The sequence below is a fragment of the Polaromonas sp. P1_E1_2 genome (assembly GCF_056406035.1).
On the sequence record NZ_JBFUAZ010000002.1, the window covers coordinates 1 to 21115 of the forward strand.

8 protein-coding genes are annotated in these 21115 nt (G+C 62.1%); 1 reads left to right on the forward strand and 7 read right to left on the reverse strand.

Annotated features, from left to right (window positions below; translation table 11 throughout):
• Nucleotides 1-75: 75 nt before the first annotated feature.
• The gene (locus tag AC1D1P_RS00215; RefSeq protein WP_477671756.1) at nt 76-1620 is read left to right on the forward strand and encodes a YifB family Mg chelatase-like AAA ATPase; all 1545 of its coding nucleotides are present in this window, start codon (nt 76-78) and stop codon (nt 1618-1620) included.
• A gap of 43 nt (nt 1621-1663) precedes the next feature.
• Here AC1D1P_RS00215 and AC1D1P_RS00220 read toward each other — a convergent pair whose 3' ends face one another.
• The 7 genes from AC1D1P_RS00220 to metH all read right to left on the reverse strand — a co-directional run bounded on the left by AC1D1P_RS00220 (nt 1664) and on the right by metH (nt 21102).
• Nucleotides 1664-5803: an OmpA family protein gene (locus AC1D1P_RS00220; protein WP_477671757.1), complete on the reverse strand. Its 4140-nt coding sequence runs from the start codon at nt 5801-5803 to the stop codon at nt 1664-1666.
• Nucleotides 5800-13503 carry a DUF7933 domain-containing protein gene (locus AC1D1P_RS00225; protein WP_477671758.1) on the reverse strand — a complete coding sequence of 2568 codons (7704 nt, stop codon included), beginning with the start codon at nt 13501-13503 and terminating at the stop codon, nt 5800-5802. Before AC1D1P_RS00225 ends, AC1D1P_RS00220 begins: the two co-directional genes overlap by 4 nt.
• Before the next feature lie 632 nt (nt 13504-14135).
• The gene (locus AC1D1P_RS00230) at nt 14136-15461 is read right to left on the reverse strand and encodes a DUF308 domain-containing protein (protein WP_477671759.1); all 1326 of its coding nucleotides are present in this window, start codon (nt 15459-15461) and stop codon (nt 14136-14138) included.
• Nucleotides 15462-15528: 67 nt separating this feature from the next.
• Complete coding sequence (locus tag AC1D1P_RS00235) at nt 15529-16740, reverse strand: M23 family metallopeptidase (RefSeq protein ID WP_477671760.1); 1212 nt, start codon at nt 16738-16740, stop codon at nt 15529-15531.
• Between the two features lie 159 nt (nt 16741-16899).
• Nucleotides 16900-17700, reverse strand: coding sequence for a glycine zipper 2TM domain-containing protein (locus tag AC1D1P_RS00240; protein WP_477671761.1), 801 nt, complete (start codon nt 17698-17700; stop codon nt 16900-16902).
• A 301-nt stretch (nt 17701-18001) separates the two neighbouring features.
• Nucleotides 18002-18184, reverse strand: coding sequence for a hypothetical protein (locus AC1D1P_RS00245; protein ID WP_477670303.1), 183 nt, complete (start codon nt 18182-18184; stop codon nt 18002-18004).
• A 98-nt stretch (nt 18185-18282) separates the two neighbouring features.
• Nucleotides 18283-21102, reverse strand: a complete 2820-nt coding sequence (gene metH, locus AC1D1P_RS00250; RefSeq protein ID WP_477671762.1) for a methionine synthase — start codon at nt 21100-21102, stop codon at nt 18283-18285.
• Between the last annotated feature and the right edge of the window lie 13 nt (nt 21103-21115).

Below are 21115 nucleotides of genomic sequence, written 5' to 3' on the forward strand. Positions count from 1 at the left end.
AAGGTATGGTGCACCTGCAACCCGGGATGGCCTCGGGTTCAGTTGTGATGCCGCCTCTGAGGGAGGAAGTTTCGAATGAGCTTGTCTTTAGTGCATAGCCGCGCCTTGTTGGGCCTGGAAGCAAGGCCCGTGCAGGTGGAGGTGCATCTTGCCAACGGTTTGCCCAGCTTTACGCTGGTCGGGCTTGCGGAAACGGAAGTCARGGAAGCGCGTGAACGCGTGCGCTCGGCCATCCAGAACGCCGGACTGGAATTTCCCGCCAATAAACGCATTACGGTCAATCTGGCACCCGCTGATCTTCCCAAGGATTCCGGCCGTTTCGATCTGCCCATCGCGCTCGGAATCCTGGCGGCCAGCGGCCAGATCGACGCCCGCAAACTGGAAGGCTATGAGTTCGCCGGCGAGTTGTCGCTGGGCGGCGACTTGCGTCCCATTCGGGGAGCGCTTGCCATGAGCCTCGCCCTGGCGCGCCCGGCACGGCTTGCCGCCGAGAAATTGCCGAAGCTGGTTCTGCCAGAGGCCAGTGCCCAGGAAGCAGCGTTGGTCCCCGGCGCCGAAATCTTTCAGGCGCACCATTTGCTCGATGTGGTGAGGCAATTTTTGCCGGGCGACACCCCGACTGAAGCAGGGGAAGGCTGGTCTCGCGTCAAGCCGATCGTGCCTTCGGGGCAGTCCCCATATCCTGATCTGGCCGACGTCAAAGGCCAGGCGGCGGCCCGGCGCGCCCTGGAAATTGCCGCGACCGGCGGGCACAGCGTACTGATGATGGGCGCCCCAGGCTCCGGAAAATCCATGCTGGCACAGCGCTTTGCAGGCCTGCTGCCGGCCATGACCACCGAAGAAGCACTGGAAAGCGCAGCGGTGGCGTCATTGGGCGGCCGGTTCACGCTGGACAAATGGGCGATACGCCCCACCTGCGCGCCGCACCACACGGCCAGCGCCGTTGCGCTTGTCGGTGGTGGTTCCCCGCCGCGGCCTGGTGAAATTTCCCTGGCGCACCGCGGCATCCTGTTTCTGGATGAACTCCCGGAGTTTCCGCGGGCAGCCCTGGAAGCCCTTCGTGAACCGCTGGAGTCCGGCACCATCACCATTTCGCGAGCCGCCCAGCGCGCCGAGTTCCCGGCGCGCTTTCAGCTGGTCGCAGCGATGAACCCTTGCCCCTGCGGTTACCTCGGCTCGAGCTTGCGGGCTTGCCGTTGTTCGCCCGAACAGGTATCGCGTTACCAGGGCAAGCTCAGCGGCCCGCTGCTGGACCGCATCGACCTGCATGTTGAGGTGGGTGCGCTTGCAGCCGATGAACTGGTCAACGCGCCGCCGGGCGAAGCCACTGCCGTTATCAGGGCCCGGGTTGCCACGGCACGTGATCGTGCTATTGCCCGGCAGGGCACCACCAACCAGGCGCTGGAAGGCCAGGCCATTGATGCGCAATGCCAGCTCGATGACGCAGCCGCGAAATTCCTGAACACCGCAGCAGCGCGGTTGGGGTGGTCAGGCCGCAGCATCCATCGCTGCCTGAAAGTGGCCAGGACAATTGCCGACCTCGCAGGCGCACAGGCCGTCCAGGTCGTCCACGTCGCGGAAGCCGTGCAGTACCGTCGGGCGCTCAAGGCAGCCCATTGACCAGGGCCGCCGAGCCGCGCAAAAGCCCGACTAACTCAATCGCTCAATAAGTGGCAAGCACATTCAGGAACCAGCCCCGACTGCGGTAAGACAGGTCGGTCAGGTCATCGGAATACTTGGTGAAGTTGTATCCCACCCCAACCTTCACCCCCTTGCCAAGGTGGCGATAGACACCGAGGAGCATGCCGGCTTTTGCATCCTGCGCCTCCGTGGCGCGCAGGTTGCGCCATTCAATCAGGGCGTCCCACTCCTTGACCAGGTGAAGATCCGCCCGGAAGATCAGAAGATCAGCACGGCTGGAGAACCACTCCCCGCCGGCAACCGGCATTTTCAGCTCGCCGACGCGGAACGCGTATTTGGCGCCGACGGAAAGCCACGGCTTCACGTCGTAAATTGTGTCGACGGAAAACACCTGGCTGCGCTGCGCGTAGTCGGCCGCCTGGCCCGAAGGGGTCAGCTGGCCCGCGGTCGGCACGTTGTGCAGGTTGGTGTACTTGAACAGGGTGTTCCAGCGGTCGTTGTCAACCGGCCGGTAGGCGCTGCCCAGCACAAACTCATGGTAGTTACCGTCGACAAAGGCCCCCTGGCTGTTGCTTGAACGCGAGACATTGAGCTTGCCCAGCACGCGCCAGGCAGGGTCCACCTGCATGCCCACCGTGTTGCGCATCAGCCAGGTGGTACGTTCGCCGGACACATTGCTCCGGTCGTTGCGCCACTCAAGATTACCGCTGTATTTCAGGCTGTCCTTTTTGTAGCCGACAGAGCCACCGAGCGCACGGCGCCTGAGGTCACCGGCCAATGGGTCGGACACGGTTCCGAACTCGACCTTGGCGCCCCAGTTCCAGCGGTCATTAGGCGACCAGTCCATGCCAAAGGCTTGCGTCAAGCTTTGCGGGCCGGCCCCATTGACTGCACGGCCCTCGCCGAACACCCGCAATTGATCGGACACGCGGGTGYTTGCACCAGAGACCAGCGTCCCTTGGCGGCCGCGCCACGCGACATCCGGGCTTTCTGTTTCCATCGTGTACGCCAGATAGGCATTGCTCCGGTCGGAGATGCGGTAGTCGGCGCCCAGCTTGCCGCCGGCGCCCATGCTGCCGCCGGATGCTTCGCCGCTGAGCTTCACGCGTTCGCTGACTTGCAGTGCGCCACCCAGGCCGACGCGGTTGTTGGGGTCGCGCGTATCGTCACGCTCCAGCGTCCCCTGAACGTAACCGTAAGCTTCCCAGTTTTCTTTTTCCCCGGGTTTCCCACCCGCACGATCAGGCCGGTAATCCGCCCTCACCTGCGCATCCGTGCGCGATCCGGTCTGGGAAAGCAACGGGCTGGCATTTGGCGTGACATTGGAACGATCGTCCGCACGGACCCCGACAGCGACTTCCCATTCGCTGTTCAGCGTCTGCCGCACCGCAAGTTCGGCGTTCTGGTTATTCTGCAGATCGCCGTCGCGCTTGTCTGCCTTGACCAGCACGCGCGTGCCCGGAACAAGCTCCACATCGGCAGCGGCACCGGCCTGCCGGACCGCCTCACCGCCTATGCCAATCTGCCCCGGGGCCGAATAACCGCGGTCACGGTTCTGGACATAAGAGGTGATCTTCCCCTTCATGCTGTCGGTGACTTCGGCGAGATCCACCGAGCCTTCCAGACGTTCTGCGCCGGCCGACTGGATGCCGCCGTTGTTCAGCGTGTTAAATCCAAAGCCGCCATCAAGAGAGGTTTGGGCGCCATTGCCCGGCCCCTTGGAACGTGCCGCCTCAAACTTCAGCCAGGTGCCGGGCTTGTAGCGCAGCGTCCCGTCGATCCCCTTGAGCGTCTGACTGGAGCCTGTTTCGCCCTGGTGGTAGCTGCTGGCGCCCAGCTGCACATGGTCGTTCAGCCATTGGCTCGCGCGAATGCCGGTCGACAGGTTGTTGATGGCCGTGACGCCGGGTGCAAACTCGTATGTCGTCACGAGGTAGACCGGCTGGCCGCCTACCGCAGACGCCATGATCAGGCCGGCGCCGGCGCCGGTCGCCGACAGGGGCGATTGCAACAGGATACGGCCTTGAAGGTAGTTGATCTCGTAATCCTGCGTAGGCGCGAGTTCGCGGCGCTCGATCACCATGCCGGAGTCCTTGTCGCGGACCTCGATCCAGACGCGCTCCGAGCCCTGTGTGATGTCGAGGTGGCGCAGGTAGTAGAGCGAGCCTCCCGTGCCGCGAAATTCCTCGCGCGAAGCCAGCGTTCCCGGATCGGCGGCAAAAGCATCAATCYGGGTCTGTTTTTCGCCATAGGTCGTGGCATCTTCAGAGCGGTAGCGCACCTGCGCGCCATAGAGGCCGCGCGAGTACTGCATCAGCTCCGTCCCGCTCCACGAGGTCTGGAAGTTACCCCACATGACGTGCGAGTCGCCTTTTTGCAGTTTGACAAAAAACTTGCCCTGCGTCGGCGCATCATCCACCGTTGTGCTGTCATCACCGTAAACGGGGTAGTAGAGGTTGGGGTCAATACTGCGCAGAAGGTATTTGGGATCCTTGCTGGAGAAGTTGGAAAACAGGTCCTCGATAGGACCTTCCCGGGTATCGGCCGAAGCCGTCAGCAGCCATTCGCCCTTGATTTTTCCCTTGAGGTAGAAAGCGRCACGGCCATCAACATACACCTTGTCTTCATAGTGACTTAAGTCCCCGGTCACCAGTTTGGCGGGCCCGGAGACATTGTTTTTCCCGACCGTCAAATCCCCCAGTGCCAGGTAAAACCAGTCATCCGCGGCGATGTTGAGGTTGCGGCGGAAGTTGCTTGCGCGCCCGTCCGACTCTTTCAGCGTCACCTCTACAGACTGCGGACCTGCCGGCATGATTTGTTTCATGGCGAACTTGCCCTGCGCATCGATCGRCAGTTCCAGCCCCAGCGCTTCGATGCGCTGGCCCGGCTTGAGATTGGTGCCGTTGACCGTGACGGTGCCGCCGGTCACCGGAATATTGCGCAGCGCCAGGCTGTTTTCGCCATACCCCGTCAGCCGTTCGCGCTCGAGCTTCTCCGCATCTTCATTGACCGGCATGGCGCGCACCAGAAGGTTCAGGGATTTCAGACTGGTCTCATCGAAACGCCCCTGGGCGTCATAAACACGCAGGAGGTAGAACACCTGGTCGCCGGCCGTATTGGCCGGAACGGTCCAGTTGAGCGCGCCTGACCATGTGATGGGCACGACCTCAAAAGGCTGCTCCTGTGTTTTCTGCCCTGCACGGAAAAGCCGCAGTTCGGCTTTTTTGATCCAGGGAATGTAGTTCGCCCAGGCCCGGAACTCCACCACCTCGCCCTTGACCGCTGCATTGGGTGTGGCCCAGGCATTCATCACCGGCGCAATGGCCAGGCTGTCATAACGCACCTGGATGTCAGCCTTCTCGAGCGCGACGTCAGCGCACCGCTGACCATCTGCTTCATTGGGAATCTCGGAGGCATTGATAGGCTCGCCATCAATCGTGATGCGAAACGGCACAGTGGACTGCCCCACGGCCTGTGGCGTGCAGGGCTTGGCGGCCGCCAGCGGAACAGGAACGGCTGCCGGCGCTACGGCCTCGAACCACACGCGCAGCTCGACGCGGCGATTGCGGGCCATCCCTTCAGGCGTCGCGTTCGATGCCAACGGTTTGTTCTCGCCTGCACCCTCGATCGAATAGGTGATGGCGGGATTGTTCAGCTGCTGCTTGAGATAGGCTGCAACGGCCAGGGCGCGGGCCTCGGAAAGCCCCTGGTTGTCCTTGAATATCCGCTTTGTCTCCGGCGCCAATCGCTGGTTGTCTGTGTGCCCGACAACAGCAATGCGCATACCGGGAGACGACGCGCCCTTGGCGCGTATCTCGGCGGCTAGCGCCTCAATGGATGCTTTGGCGGYGGGCAGCAACTCGGCCTTGCCCGACACAAAAAGGCTCTGGCCCCTGGCTTCTTCCAGCGCCTTGTTGACGGAGGCCACGCTCTGCGGCAACTGCGCTGCGCGGCTGCGCATGCCTGCCGCCTCTTCCCGCGTAACGCCCGAAGGCAACGGGTAGTTGATGGCCGGCTGCACCTCCGCAGGCGGCGGCACCGAGAACAGGTCGATACGGCCATTGTCAATTCGCTTGCCGCTGACTTCGGTGGCGGCCCATACAGAAGACCCTGCACAAAGGACGCTGACGGCTACTGCAATGGTGTGTGTACGGAAATTCATTTCGCCGACTCCAGCTCGGTTTCAATCATCAAGGGATGGAGGGGTTCACTGTCTGTTTCCGCGCGCTCCTTCTTTCGTCTTTCCTTCCACAAGACCTGTATCCGGTCACCGATCGCCGACACGCGTTTTTCCGCAAGCCCCGCCGCCTCGGCGCCTCGGTGATAGGCAATGCGCAGGATGGATGGACGTGTCGCGAGTTGCGAAGGCAGCTTTTCCAGCACCGCGAGATACGCAGGCTGTAACTCCGTGCCGTCGTTCAGGAATGCAGAGCCGGAGAGTTCGAGCCGGACCACACGATGGACCGTCGCGCCGAAATTGAGCTTCACCATCTTGCCGCGTGTCACCCGTACATCACGCGGGTTTTCGGTTGTCAACCGATAGCCCGAAGGCAGGGTTCTTTCGTCCACCTTCATCACGAAGTTGGAACCGCGATCAGCGTTCGGGATTGCCGCGCAAGCCACGTGGAAACGTCCATCATGGTCGCTGGTAACCAGCAACCCGCGCGCAGTTGCAATGCGGACATTCGCGATGCCCGGCTCCCCCTCGTCCTGGTAGCCGTTGGCGTTCTTGTCGTCAAAGACCTTGCCGATGATGTCGGAGCAATCGAAGGTGGGATCGGGAACCACACGCACCGTCGCTGTGGCGGTGTTGGACACCTGGGCGTTGACCAGCGCATTGCGGGCTGCGACCTGATTCACGTAAGTGCCTTCCGACACACCGCTGCCCACCACCAGCAGCATGCGAAGCGTTTTGCGCTCACCTGCGGTAAACGTCTGGCCGGCCCAGGTGAGATTGCGTCCGCTCACCGTGGGCTCAAGTGCCACGCCGTTGAGCGATGCCGAGCCGGTGCGATACCTGAAGCCCGCCGGAATCACATCCACGATGTTGATGTTGCCGAGCACCGCATTCAGCGTGTTGGTCGCCGTGATGTTGTACGGCACCAGGTCGCCGCGGACCACATTGACCAGCGGCGTGCTCTTTGTCATCACAATTGCGCCGCCCAGCACCGGGTCCAGCGGGATGTGGTTATTCAACACGTTGGCCGAGCCTGGTACTGCGGCAAAAGTGAACGTGTAGAAGTACTGGGTCGTGGCCGCACCGCCCGCAAGGGCAAGGGTGTTGTTGGGGCAAGCTGCGGGGTTGTGCAGCGGCACGCCCGCTGTGGGTGCGAAGTTGCTGTTCTGCACCAACGCCGGATCTGGGCTCGGAGGCGCCAGGCCCACGCCCAGGGTCGCGGTACAGGCTGGAATGATCGCCGACGGACCGGGCAGGTAACCCGGTGGCGACGTCACCGTCAGTGTGTACAAGGTCGCGCCTGCCGGAGCACCGCCCAGCAACAGGAACTGGTAAGAACCATCAGCGCCCGTCGTCTGCGTCAGGCTGCCGCCAATCACATCGGCTGCGGTGAGGCCTGGGGCCGAGAGTGTGACGATGGCGTTGGGTACAGGCTGACGGCTGACCGCGTCGTAGATCACTCCGCTCGGATCCAGCGGCAGGCTCTGGGCCAAGGTTGTGGTACCGGCGGTTAGCGTGAGGCCTCTTAACGTTCCGTCGGTATTGTTCGCACCGGCCGGATTGGAGGTCGAATTCACCTGTCCATTCGTATAGGGCAATCCGGTCTCATTGGGCACCGGGCGTCCATAGATGCGCCCGCTTGTGGGCTCCCGAAAGCGGATTTGGTAACCCGAGCCCGGCGCCACACTGGAAAAGCTGTAAGCGCCATTTGCATCGGAGGTTGTGGTGCCCACCACCACGCCGCCGAGTGTCAGCTCGACGATCCAGCCCGGGACCAATGGTTCACCTGGGTCCTTGATACGGTCATGGTTGAGGTCGCGCCACACGCTGCCTTGCACCGCCGCCACGTCGGAGATCGCCGTGGGGTCGGTTGCCGTGTTGTTGCCGGAAAAGCCGCTGGGCTCATTGCCGCCGGAGACCACCGCCGTGTTCACCAGGACCTGTCCGGACAAACCGGCAGCCACCGCAACACGTACCGTGATGACGGGCACTGTGGCACCGGAGGCGATCACGCTGTTGGTGTTGCAGGTGACGGTGGTTGCGGTGTTGGAGCAGGACCAGGTTGCGCCGCCATTGACGGCAGCTACAGTCATACCCACAGGCAGGGTGTCGACCACCGTCACGGTGGCGGACGTTGCCGCTGCGCCGACATTGGAAACGGTGATGGTGTAGAAGCCTGTGCTGGATCCCTGGGCGAAGCTGACCGGCGCGTGCGTTTTGGCGATCGCCAGGTCAGGCGCATTGCCCGGGATTTCAGCGAAATTGTTGTCAGCTGACACGGCATTCGCGCTGGCGAGTGGAATCGTCGAAATCGAGGACACCGGGTTGGCCGGCAAGGTCGCCGTTCCGCCGGTACTGCCCGCGATGGTCTGGCCATTGGTCGTGCCGGTGGCCTGCGGCAGGGGCTGCGTCACGGTATAGGTCCCCTGCGCGAGCCCCGTAAAGCTATAGGTACCGTCGGCCAGCGTGACCGYTGACCTGGAGACAGCGAGCCCATTGATGTCGGTGCCCGTCAGATTGATCGTCTGTCCGCCGATGCCGTGATCGCTTCCATTCATCAGGCCGCTGTTGTCATAGTCCAGGAAGACCTTGCCGGAAATCGTGCCGCCATTGGACACCTCGGCGAAGTTGTTGCCGCTCGAAACCGTAGTGGGCGGCAGCACGATGCTGCTGATCCGGCTCGGTGTGACAGCCGGTGTGGTCGCCGTTCCGGGTGTTCCGCCGTTCGGAACAGCGCCCGCGGTGGTAATGCCGTTAGAGGTGCCGGCAGGTTGTGCGGGCTCCACCACGCTGTAAGTTCCAGGCAAAAGGTTGCCGAACGAATAGCTGCCCGCCGCATCGGTGACCGTGGTCGCGACCAGCGCATTGCCTGCGTCCCGTAGCTCGATGGTGACGCCTGCGAGCGGATCATCCGCGCCGTCCTGCGCGCCATTGTTGTTCAGGTCCTTGAACACCTTGCCCGAAATGGTCGAAGGAACGACTTCGGCAAAGTTGTTGTTGGCGGAGCCCGAAATTTCGGCGGCTCCGCCGTCACCATTGAGAACCACGTTGGTGATCTGGCTGGTGGTAGCCGTGGGGTTGGATGCCGTACCGGCTGAACCCGTGCTGCCATTGATGCCACTGATGGGGCCGGCGGTCGTGATGCCATTGGTGGTTCCCGCGGGCTGCGCCGGCTGGCAAACGGAGTAGCTGCCGGCAGCCAGTGAGGAGAACAGGTAGTTGCCGAGCGCATCGGTGGTTCCTGTCGTCAGCAGTGCGCCACTGCAGTTTGCGCCGCTGCGCAGTTCAATGCCGACCCCGGCGATCCCCGTGTCGGTGCCGTTCTGAAAGGTGCCGTTGGGCGTGACGTTGTTGTCTCTGAAAACCTTGCCGGAGATGTAGCCAAGGGTGCTGATCGTCAACGTCGCATTGGCAGGCGCCTGGTTGTTGCCCAGATTCGTTTGTAGGGCACCGGCGGGAATGTTGTTGGTGTGTACGCCAGCCGTCAGCCCCGTCACATTGACATCAATCGTACAACCACCTGCGGGGATCGTGCCGCCGCTATTGAGCCTCACGCTGGTGGCGTTGGCGGCAGCCACGACAGTTCCACCGCAGGAGGTCGTCATGCCCGGAGCTGCCGTCAAACGGATCTGGCCGGGTGCCGTCGGCAGGACGTCGTCAAAATCCGCGCTCAAGGTCATTGCTGCGGCATTCGTGTTGCCGATGACGATGCTCAGGCGCGATACGCCGCTCGGTGGGATCACCGCAGGGGTGAACTGCTTGCCGACGGTCGGCGGGGTGGAGGTAATGAGCTGTGCGCTGGTGGGCTCCTGGTTGGTGACGCCCTCGGTGGTAGTAATGCTCCCGGTCGGGATGGTGTTGGTGTACACGCCCGAAATGTTGCTCAGAACATTCACCGTGACGGTACAGAACCCATTGGCTGCGAGTGTGGCCCCGGTCAGGCGAACGCTGGTGGCGGACGCTGCGGCAACAACAGTGCCGCCTGCACAGGTCGTGGCCGCCRCCGGCGTAGGCGCGACGAYAAGTCCGGCGGGCAATGCGTCCGTCAGGGTCATGCCGTTGAGCAGCGTGTTGTTGGGATTGTCGAAACGGATCGTCATGACCGCCGCCGCACCGGGCGCCTTGGTGTCGGACCCGGTCGTGAACCCGACAGGATTGCCTGCGTCCAGCGTGCGGGCGCTGAAAGCCTTGTGCACCACAACTGGTGACCTCGCGCGCAGCGTATCGCTCGTAGGCTGGGTGTTCGCCAGGGCATTGCCGCCCGCGGTTGCCGTTAGTGCGTTGGCTGGAATGGTATTGACATAGTCGCCTTGCGCCGCCACAAAGACGTCGATTTCAACCTGGCAGGTTGCCGGCACATTTCCGGCCGCGGCGACGATGATGCCGCCCGAAAGCTGCACCGTGTTGACCGTCGAAGAGACCGTCGCACCCTGGCATGTCGTCGTCGGATTCGCGCCACTGGGAACGGTCACACCAGCCGGCAAGGTGTCGGTGACCGCCAGGTCGCTGACGGGCTGTGAAAGCGGGTTATAGAAAGTGATGCGCAAGCGGGACCGGGTACCCGGCGCCACCACGTTAGGCGTGAACTGCTTGACGATGCCAATGTTCGTGCTGATCGCCAGGCTGGTCGTTGCCGGGTTGGCATTGGTCAGATTCTGGTCGGTGATGATGGCACCCGGCGGAATGGTGTTCGTGTTGCCACCGGTCACGGCAGACGTCACGTTGACCGATACCTGGCAGGTCGCGTTTGCAGCCAGGTTTGCCCCTGACAAACGGACCGATCGCGCACCTGCCGCAGCGGTTACGACACCGGCCGGGCATGTCGTTGCGGTTGCCGGGGTAGGCGTCACCACCCACCCATTGTTGGTGCCGCCTGCAACACCGCCGACCGTGAAGTAGTCGGTGATATCCAGGTTGGTAACCGCCTGGGACCCGTTGGATATGTTGATCGTCAGCCGGCTCACCTGGCCGGGGAAAGCCAGGGAACTGATGGAAGTCGTTTTGCTGACGGCCAGGCCGGTAGGAGCATTGAAAAGCAGCGTGCCGACAACGGCGGTGACGTTACGCACGCCGCCGTCCGCGAGGATGCCGTTGGGAGGGATGCTGTTGACCCAGTTCGCGGCACCTGTTGCCACCACATCAAACAGGAAGGCGCAATTTCCGCCGCCCGCCACATTCGCACCGGTCAGGGTTGCGCTGCCTGCCCCTGCAACAGCCGTGATGGATGTGCTTCCCGCGCAGGTCGTCTGCGCATTGGGCGGAGTGGCCAGCACCATGCCCGCCGGGAGCGGATCGGTCACACTGACGTTTGTCAGCGCGAGCGCGCTCGAATTCAGGAGCTGAACCGCGACCGTTGATTTGCCGCCCGAGGACACGCTGGATGGATTGAAGCTCTTGTTCGCGGTCAGTGCGGAGGTGTAGGTCAGCTGGGGGGTGTTGGTTGATACCGTACCCAGTGTGTGTGTCGTGCCGTTCCCGTAGGTTTCGGTGCCGTCGACCGTCGCGGTGTTGTTATAAACGCCGGCCGGCCCTACGACATCCACCTGCAAGTTACAGCTGCCGTCCGCACCCGTGCCGTTGTTGGCGCGAGCCGGAACGGTGCCGCCGGTGATGCCGATCGAAGTGGAGCCGGCAACCGCCGTGATGGCGGGGGCGCCGCAGGTGCTTGCCGCGTTGGCCGGATTTGCGATGCGGAGCTGGCCCCCACCGCTGGTTGCCAATTGCAGAGTATCCGAAACCGCAACGTTGGTCAGTGGGTTCGCCGACTTGTTCGTCAGCGTGATGGTCATGCGGACAATGGTTCCCTCGGCAAACGTGCTGGCGCCGGGAGAGGACTGGGCAAACGCCTTCGTTGCTGCGAGCACGGGCGGGTTGGTGCCTACGCTGGTGGAATTGGAAGCACCCCCGTTGCAAGTGGCGCCGCCGTTGTAGCAAACCCCACCGGCAGCGATGACGTTGTTCGAGGTGGCCACCGCAACAGTGGACGCCATGGCCCACACGGTGATGGTGCAGGCACCCGGTACGCTGACACTGGTGCGGGCCGGGACGGTGTCGATGGTAAAGACCGGCGCATTGCTGCCCAGTGGGCTCGCAGAGTTGACGTTGCCGCAAGCGGCGCTGACAGTCGGCGTGTAATTAAGGCCGTTGATCGTGCCGGTGAGGAATGTCTGGCCGTTGGTGAAGTTGTCCGTCACCGATACGGTATTGATCGCACCAGCGCCGAAGTTTTGCACGGTGATCTGGTACTGGATCGGGTTGCCCGGCGCCACGGGTGTCGTGGGTTGTACCGATTTGAGAACACGGAGGTCGTCGGCAACCAGGATGGTGGCCGATACCGCCTGGCTCTTGATGGCGGGGTCGCCCACATCCACGGCGCCTTGGGGGACGCTGTTGGTGTAGGTCACCGGCACGCCGTTCGCCTGAACAGCCGCGGTGAAGTTCACTGTCACCGTGCAGCTGCCATTGGCGGGAATGGTCCCGCCGGTCAGCCTGACGCCTTTGTTGCTGTTGATCGCGGCAGCGGCGCCGCCCGCACAGCTGGTCACCGCCGATGTGACGTTTAACCCTTTTGTCGGGTCGACGCCACCAATCCCGTCGATCGGCGTGTCATCAAAGGTGGTGACAGTCAGTGGCGTATTGCCGCTATTGCTCAAGGTAAGGGTAAGAAAGCCCGAGGCACCGCTTGAAAGGGAGGTGCTGGGCGTAAAGCCCTTGGACACACCGAGCGGAGACCGGACCGTCACGCTGGCCTGCGCATTGGCCTGGGCGGGCAGTCCAAGCACATTGGTGAAGTCGGTGCTCCGGTTGATGATGTTGTTCTGGGCACCGGTCGAGAACTGGCCGTTGGTCTGGTTCGCCTCCACGTTCACAACGAAGGTGCAACTTCCGTTCGCCGGCAGATCTCCGGTGCCGGTCACACTGGTTGCGCCCGCTGCCGGTGCGGGATTGAAGGCCGGTACCGGACCGCTGGTGCACGTTGCATTCGCGCCTGGCGCTGCCGCGACCTTCATGATGGCGCTGCCGCCGAGCTGGGGAAAGTTGTCGGTGATGCTGAACCCGGAAATTGCCACCGGGTTCGGGTTGACCAGCGTGATGGTCAGAGGCGTCGAAGCGCCGCCGAGCACCAGCGTCGAGCTGGTGAATGCCTTTGAAATTTGCGGCTGCTGCAATGCCCTGACCACGAAGGTCTGGGAGACATCTCCTACATTGCTGCCGCCGCTGCTGGTCACCGCACCATTGAGGATTTGATACGCGTAGGAGGTTGCGTTACCCGTCGAGGTGCCGACCGTGACCGGAATGTCGATGACACACTGGCCGTCAATCCCGCCGGCGGCGGCAGGTATGGTGCCGCCAGCCAGGGCAAGCGCCTGCGTTCCCGGGTTGGCGGTTAAAGCCCCACCGCAACCATTGATGGCCGCAGACGCAACACTGAGGCCGTTGGGCAGAAGGCCAGGCAAGCTGTTGCTGAAGTCCACATTGGTGACGGGCACCGGATCGCTGTTGGACAGGGTAATTCGCAAGGTGGCCGTCTCGCCGGGATACATCCCTTGCGCCGGAATGATCGCGGTCACCGAAGCCGTCAAGGCTTGGGCCGCAACGGGCATCAATCCAATGGCCAATCCGAGAGCCGCAGCACGAAGCAAGGAGCCGGCAGCGGCTTTCGCCAGAAATTTCGAGGACAACATAGTAGGCAGTTCGACTCTTTGAATGCTTGGGAACCGTGCCGGTAAGCAGTCCGCAGGAGCACCGAGTCAACGCTGGCAGAGGACGCACTGCGTTTACTCGGCATGTCTCATGTCAGACAACGTACCGGTAACAAACAGTGCGAAGATTAACTATGTTGCGTTTTTTCTAATACTAAATTTACTACTTTGTTAGTTTGAAGTGACAAAAGTGGAACTTTTTAACAACCCTATTAGTTGTATATGTTTCTTTCTGTAATTTTTCGTTGTGCCGATGCAAACCAAGTGGACATTTTTGGCAGCAGGCGGAAATACCTGAAGAAACCGCTGTTGAGCCAGGCATGACTGCGGCTTTTGTGAACGGAATCCCTCACAACGGACAGAGGGGCGGCATCTACGGCCCATGCAGCTCCCGCAAGCGGGAATGGCCAATAACACCCGTGCGACACGCGCCGTACATGCACCGGCTGTCAAACGCAGACAGGTTGCCTGCGGCAGGGCTGCGCCTTTGAGGTTCGTCAGCCCTGATGCTTTTTCCTTTTGGATGGGGGCCGCCAGACCTTGGAACGGCCACTAAATCCGGACTTCTGGAGTGCGACCTTCACACAGCGCAGGTCAACCTTCCCGCTGAGCTTTCAAGGGATTTTTTTTGCGCGCTGACGTTGGGGCCGGCGTGTCTTCCACCAGCGCGCAAGGTGCACCCTCAAGTCCTGATGTGGGTGGGTGATGCGCCGGATCGCGCCGGCATAATCCAGCGCCAGCCCGGGTGTCCACGCGATCGATTCGGCACGCACCCGTACGCTTCCGGCCAGCCACATGTCGGGGTGAAAGGCCAGGCGCAGCAGGGTTCGCCAGAAAGGTTTGTCGGCAAATACACCTTCCATCGCGGCGTCGATAGCCTCGGTCACGACCACCGAGCAGTTCCGATGCGTCAGGTTATAGGTGTCGTCCTGACGGTACGCTTCCCAGAACGACTGCAGGTGGCTGCGGTTAAACAGGCGAAAGCGGATGCGAAAGGTTGAAGGGCGCGTCGCACCGGCTTCCTGCTCATAAGAGGGAAGCCACATCCCCGGATGGTCGTTGCTTTGTGTGGYGCGCACCTGGTTTACAAGATTGTGCTGCGTGATGGTCAGGCGCACGCGTGGATGGTGGCTGATGTACAGTTGCGGCCCGCACTCCAGCGCGACATGGCCGGTGGTAACGCTGCCTTTGCGGGAGAGGGCCGCAATGTACCGGTCGACCAGCGGAAGGCGGATGCGCTCTTCGCTTTGATCCACGGCGGTCCAGATGTGAACCACCATCTGTTCGCCGGGCATGCCGGCACCTGCGGGCGGGGCGGATGGGGGCGTACTGGCACCCATCTCCCTTTTCCTTTTATAGAGCTCAATGGCCGCAAGCCGTGACCCCGGCGGCAAGCGTTGCAGGCGCCAGGCGCCGCGCATCACGACGTAGCCGCCCGCCATCAATGCAAGGCCGGTGCAAAAAGACACGTTCATCGCRGAAGGCAGGGGCCAGTCGGTCACCAGCAATATCGCCATGACCAGATAACCCCAACCGATGACGTTGGAGATGCGCCAGTTCGGATACCGGATTAAAAGACTTGACGCAATACGCACCAGTCCGTTGAAGGTAAAAGCAGCGGCGAAAAGAACGGCTGCAGCAATCGAATTGTCCCGGGGGAAATCCAGCAGCAGACAGGCAAACACCACCATGGCCGCGCCGCGCAACATTTCAAAGCGCCGCCGCGCACGTGTGTGTGTGGTGCCTATCACCAGCTCCACCAGGCCTTGCAACAGCAACACGGCGCCGAACACCCAGCCTGCCATGTCGGTCACGCCATCGACCAGGTCTATCAGCACCACGGCACCCAGCAACACCGCGAGCAGGCCCGCCACCAGAAAGATCTTCCAGCGCTTCACGAGCGCATCGCCGCCAAAAAGGGTTAGTGCAAGTCTGAACATGTTGGTGCGGTGACCGCCGGGACCGTGCTACGCGTCAGGGGAATGCGTAGCTCGCAGCGCCCAGGCTTCACTTCAAAGAGGGGAAGTCAACCACATAGCCATTCATTGGCATGGTTGCACGCTGGACGGCCTGCTGCTGCGGCAGCGCGGTCCACAGCACTTTGCCCTGCTCGGTCGCGTCCGTGGCAACACCCCTGGCCGTGAACGCGTCGATCACGTAGGGCACGCCCTGGGATGACAAGGGACCGATACCGTCCGACACGTGGAAATGCAGGTGCGGCGCCGTGGTGTTGCCGGAATTGCCCAGCAACGCCAGCACCTGGCCGCGCCTGACGCGGTCGCCCACGCGCACCTTCAGTGAACCCGGCTGCAGGTGTGCATAAAACGCGTAATAGCCGCGCCCCAGATCGAGGATCACATGGTTGCCCGTCACGTTCTGCATGGTCGTGTCGGGTGGCAAGGCATTGGGCACCCGCTCAGGCAGCCCGTCGAGCACGGAAACCACTTTGGCATCCGCCACGGCAATCGCTTTTTGCCCGTAGGTCGGCCAGTTTTCGTTCTTGTTGCTGTCGCCGTTGCTTTGCTGCGAGTTCGCGTCTATCTTGATCCAGTCGATCGCAAACCGCTGACTGACATAAAGAACGCCGTTCACCGGGATACCGGCACRCCGGTGCGGCGCCTCTTTGCAGCAGCCATTGAATGCAACCCAGCCGGTCCCCTCAAGCGGCGGGCCGATCAGCGGAGCCGGCCGGGTGCTGACGGAAACATTGCCACCGGTCTGCGTGGTCTGAACGCTGCTCTCACCGGCAGTTTTGACGGCTGCCGTGAGCTTGATTTCGGGCCCGGCGGTGACCACACGGTGYGACAGGACTTTCGGAATGGCCTGACCGGCCTCCAGCACTACGTCAATCCAGAACAAACCGGCCTGTGCCGCGCCGATGCTGTCACCACCCGCGCCGTCCAGCAACGAAAAAGTGCCCGCAACATCCGCCCCGGCGACGGTGGTCAGCACCTTGCCCGAAGCGGCATCCAATACCTCCAGCGATACCAGCTTGACCGGCACGGCCCGCGCATTGGTGACCTGCAGCTCGTAATCGATGTGCACACGCCCATCAGCGCCGCGAAAAGGCACGGGGCGTGAGGCGGCGCTCAGCAGTACAGGAGTGTTCTGGTCATGCGCACCGGCAAATTCCAGGTTGTTCAGTCCGGGTTTGGGTCCTGCCGCAAAGGCGTGCAGACCTCCGGCAAGTACCAGCACGGCCACAAAAAAACGACGCATGCGATCCTCCTTGTGATGGCGGGGCCATCATAGCGCCAAGCATCGCACCGTCGAAGCATAAGAGCGTGCCGCGCGAAGGGATCCCTTCGCACGGCACATGGGGAAAAGATCACCGGGCAATCGTGCTGAAGTCTGCACGCCTTCCGGTCTTTGACTGGATCAGCGGTTGCTGTAGTCGGGAGACTGCTGCTGCGTGACCACAGGGGCCGGCGGCGGCTTGGGACCGTAACTGGCGCCATCCTGGGTCCGCAAGGTCGACCCTTCCACTGTCACGCGGCTGCCAACGCTGGGAGCGCGGGCAACTTCTACCATGCGTTGGGAACCGTCTTCCATGCGCACGCCGACCTGGTAAACCGTTTCCTTGCGAACATGCCCTTCGATGGCGTTGCCGGCGAAACCGCCACCCACCGCACCCAGGATGGTGGCCGCCGTACGCCCACCGCCATGGCCGACCTGGTTACCCAGCACGGCGCCCAGCACGCCACCCGCCACAGCACCTACGCCAGGGCCTGCCGGCTTGGTGGAACGCTCAACCGGTGTCACTGACTCCACCGCACCGCATACATGGCACACAGGCGCCGGCGCCACAGCGACCGGTGCAGGGTAAGGGGCCGGTGCGGGCGAAATACCCGCATAACTCGGGGCGGGTGCCGGTTTTGGCGTCGGCTTGACCACTTTTTTGGTCGGCACGGGCGCGGGCTTGGCGGGTGCGGCAACCGGCTTTTCAGCCATGTCGTCCGCCACATTGCTGGCCGCGGCCATGGGSGGCGCCACTWGCGGCGCGGCTTGCGGTGCTGCGAGTGCCACCGGSGTCGCCGTAACCGGGTTGCGCATCTGGTAAATCATGGTCCCGCCCATGGCCAGGACGGCCACTCCCAGTATGCCGACGGCCGCCCACAAGGGCTTGCTGGCCGACGGGGCCTGCTGGCCCGGCTGAAGATTTTCGGTGGATGTGTTCATGGCATTTCCCYCTGTGAAATCAATTGGTCCCGCAACGGGGTTTCATCTGTCGTTGTTCAACGTTTCCCATGCCGCGAAGGTAAACATGCTTTGGCAGGCAGCTGTGTATTTATGTAAACGCAGGTTATTCTCCGGCAAAGTCGCCGTAAACGCGAATTGCAACGGTAACGCGGCCTGTTGTTCCTGGAGACGCCCACAGAATCCAGCGAAACGGTCCGCGGAAGGCGGCGCACAACGCCAAGAGGGTTTTCGGTGGAAGTGAATTTCCGTATCACTCCCATTTGCCCCAATGACATCGACCTTAACGTGGCCGGGCAGCGGCCTCAACATCGGTAAGGGAAACTATTGTCTCGTCGCCGTACTTTTCTGCAAGCATTGTCTTTACTTCTTCATAGCTATGTGCGTAGAACGTTTCATGCACGCCCGGCTCGCCTGAATTCTTCTTCCATACGATCGCAAGGTACTCTTTAAGCTGCTTGTCCATCTGCCACTTCATTTTTTAAGGCATGTACCACTATTGCAAAAGCCGCCGATCGTGGCGCCTGATCCCTGCCGCAGCGCTTCGAGTTTCATTAGTGGCTCTTAAAGATTGGGTGCCAGCAGGCGCTGCAATTCCCCGGCTTTCAGACCACGCCGCTGCGCGAGGTCCTGCAGCTGATCGTCGCCGATTTTGCCAACGTTGAAATAGGTGCTCTCGGGGTGGCTCAGGTAAAAGCCGCTCACACTGGCAGCCGGCGTCATGGCCAGGCTTTCGGTCAGGGCCATGCCGACCTCTTCGGCCTTGAGCAGCTCGAACATTTCTTTCTTGACGCTGTGGTCCGGGCAGGCCGGGTAGCCTGGCGCCGGGCGTATGCCCTGGTATTTTTCGGCGATCAACGCCTCGCTGTCCAGTGACTCGGCCGGCACATAGCCCCACAAATCCTTGCGTACGCGCTGGTGCAGGCTTTCGGCAAACGCTTCGGCCAGGCGGTCAGCCAGCGCCTTGAGCATGATGGACGAATAATCGTCGTGGTCATCCAGGAAGTACTTTTCCTTTTTCTCGGCGCCAATGCCTGCCGTGACGGCAAAAAGACCGATGTAGTCCGGAATTTGTGAGGCATTTTGGCCTGCAGCGCCCGTATATTCAGCACGAGCAGCTATCAATTCAGGAGCAAGCACCTTGGGCGCGACAAAATCAGCCAGGCAACGGCTGGGGCGCATCACGCCGTCAATCGCGGTTTTTTCGGTTTGCTGGCGCAGGCCGTACCAGGTCATGGCCACTTCGCTGCGCGACTCGTCGGTGTAGATCTCGATGTCGTCACCCACGCTGTTGGCGGGGTACAGCGCCATCACGCCGTTGGCGGTGAGCCAGCGGCCTTCAATCAGGCGCTTGAGCATGCGCTGGGYGTCGGCGTACACGCGCACAGCTTCGGTGCCCACGACTTCGTCCTTCAGGATGGCCGGGAAGGCTCCGGCCAGGTCCCAGGTCTGGAAGAAAGGACCCCAGTCGATGTACTGGGCCAGCTCCGACAGGTCGAAGTTCTTGAACACGCGCCGGCCAATGAACTTGGGCACCGGCGGCGCGTAATGGGCCCAATCCATTGACGTGGCATTGGCGCGGGCCTTGGCCAGCGGCCACATCGGCACCTGCTTTTTGCTGGCGTGCTGGGTGCGCACCTTGTCGTAGTCGGTATACAGCTCTTCGATGTATCTGGCGGCCTGGTCGGACAGCAGGCTTTGCGCCACGCTCACGCTGCGGGACGCATCGGGCACATACACCACCGGGCCTTCGTAGTGCGGGGAGATCTTGACGGCCGTGTGCACGCGGCTGGTGGTGGCGCCGCCTATCAGCAGCGGGATTTTTTTGATGCGGAAGTGATCGTCTTTCTGCATCTCGGCGGCGACGTACTGCATCTCTTCCAGGCTGGGGGTGATGAGGCCCGACAGCCCGACGATGTCGGCGCCTTCAACCTTGGCGCGCGCCAATATTTCATGGCAGGGCACCATCACGCCCATGTTGACGACTTCAAAGTTGTTGCACTGCAAGACCACCGTCACGATGTTCTTGCCGATGTCGTGCACGTCGCCCTTGACCGTGGCGATGATGATCTTGCCTTTGGTCTTGACGTCGCCGCCGGCGGCTTCGAGCAGCAGCTTTTCGGCTTCGATGTAGGGCAGCAGATGCGCCACGGCCTGCTTCATCACACGGGCGCTTTTGACGACCTGGGGCAGAAACATCTTGCCCTGGCCGAACAGGTCACCGACGATGTTCATGCCGTCCATCAACGGTCCTTCAATCACATGCAGCGGCCGGCCGCCCTCTGCAAGGATCTCCTGGTAGACCTCTTCGGTGTCGGTCACGATGTGCTCGTTCATGCCGTGGACCAGCGCGTGCGACAGGCGCTGGCGCACCGGCAGGGCACGCCATTCGTTTTTCTTGCTGTCGTCCTTGGCGCCGCTCCTGGCGGTCTCGGCCACTTCGATCAGGCGTTCGCTGGGCGTGAGTTCGGGCTCACCGGACTTGTAGGCCGGTGTGCGGTTGAGCACCACGTCTTCCACACGCTCGCGCAGCACCGGATCGAGGTCGTCATACACGCCGACCATGCCGGCGTTGACGATGCCCATGTCCATACCGGCCTGGATCGCGTGGTACAGGAACACGGTGTGGATGGCTTCACGCACCGGGTCGTTGCCGCGAAAGCTGAAGGACACGTTGGACACACCGCCAGAGACCTTGGCACCCGGCAGGTTCTGCTTGATCCAGCGCGTGGCGTTGATGAAATCGACCGCGTAGTTGTTGTGCTCTTCGATGCCGGTGGCGATCGCGAAAATGTTCGGGTCGAAGATGATGTCTTCGGGCGGAAAGTCCAGCTCGTCGACCAGCACGCGGTAGGCGCGCTCACAGATTTCGACTTTGCGCTCATAGGTGTCGGCCTGGCCTTTTTCATCAAAAGCCATCACCACCGCTGCCGCGCCGTAGCGCTTGAGCAGTCTGGCCTGCTGCTTGAAGGGCTCCAGCCCCTCTTTCATCGAGATCGAGTTGACGATGCCCTTGCCCTGAATGCAGCGCAGGCCGGCTTCGATGACGCTCCACTTGGAGCTGTCGATCATGATGGGCACGCGGGCGATGTCGGGCTCACTGGCGATCAGGTTCAGGAAACGCACCATGGCGGCCTGGCTGTCGAGCATGGCTTCATCCATGTTGATGTCGATGATCTGCGCGCCGTTTTCGACCTGCTGGCGGGCCACGGCCAGCGCCTGCTCGTATTCACCGTTGAGGATCATGCGAGCGAAGGCCTTGGAGCCGGTGACGTTGGTACGCTCGCCAATATTGACGAACAGCGTGCCCGCGCCGATGGCGACCGGCTCCAGGCCGGACAGCTTCATGGGGGGGACATTGGGTAAAGATTCAGTTTCAGACACGGACTCACCTTGA

Bases quoted from the DNA above. Each gene is read 5' to 3' on its own strand.
- AC1D1P_RS00245 (WP_477670303.1), bottom strand. From the start codon at position 18,184: ATGGACAAGCAGCTTAAAGAGTACCTTGCGATCGTATGGAAGAAGAAT.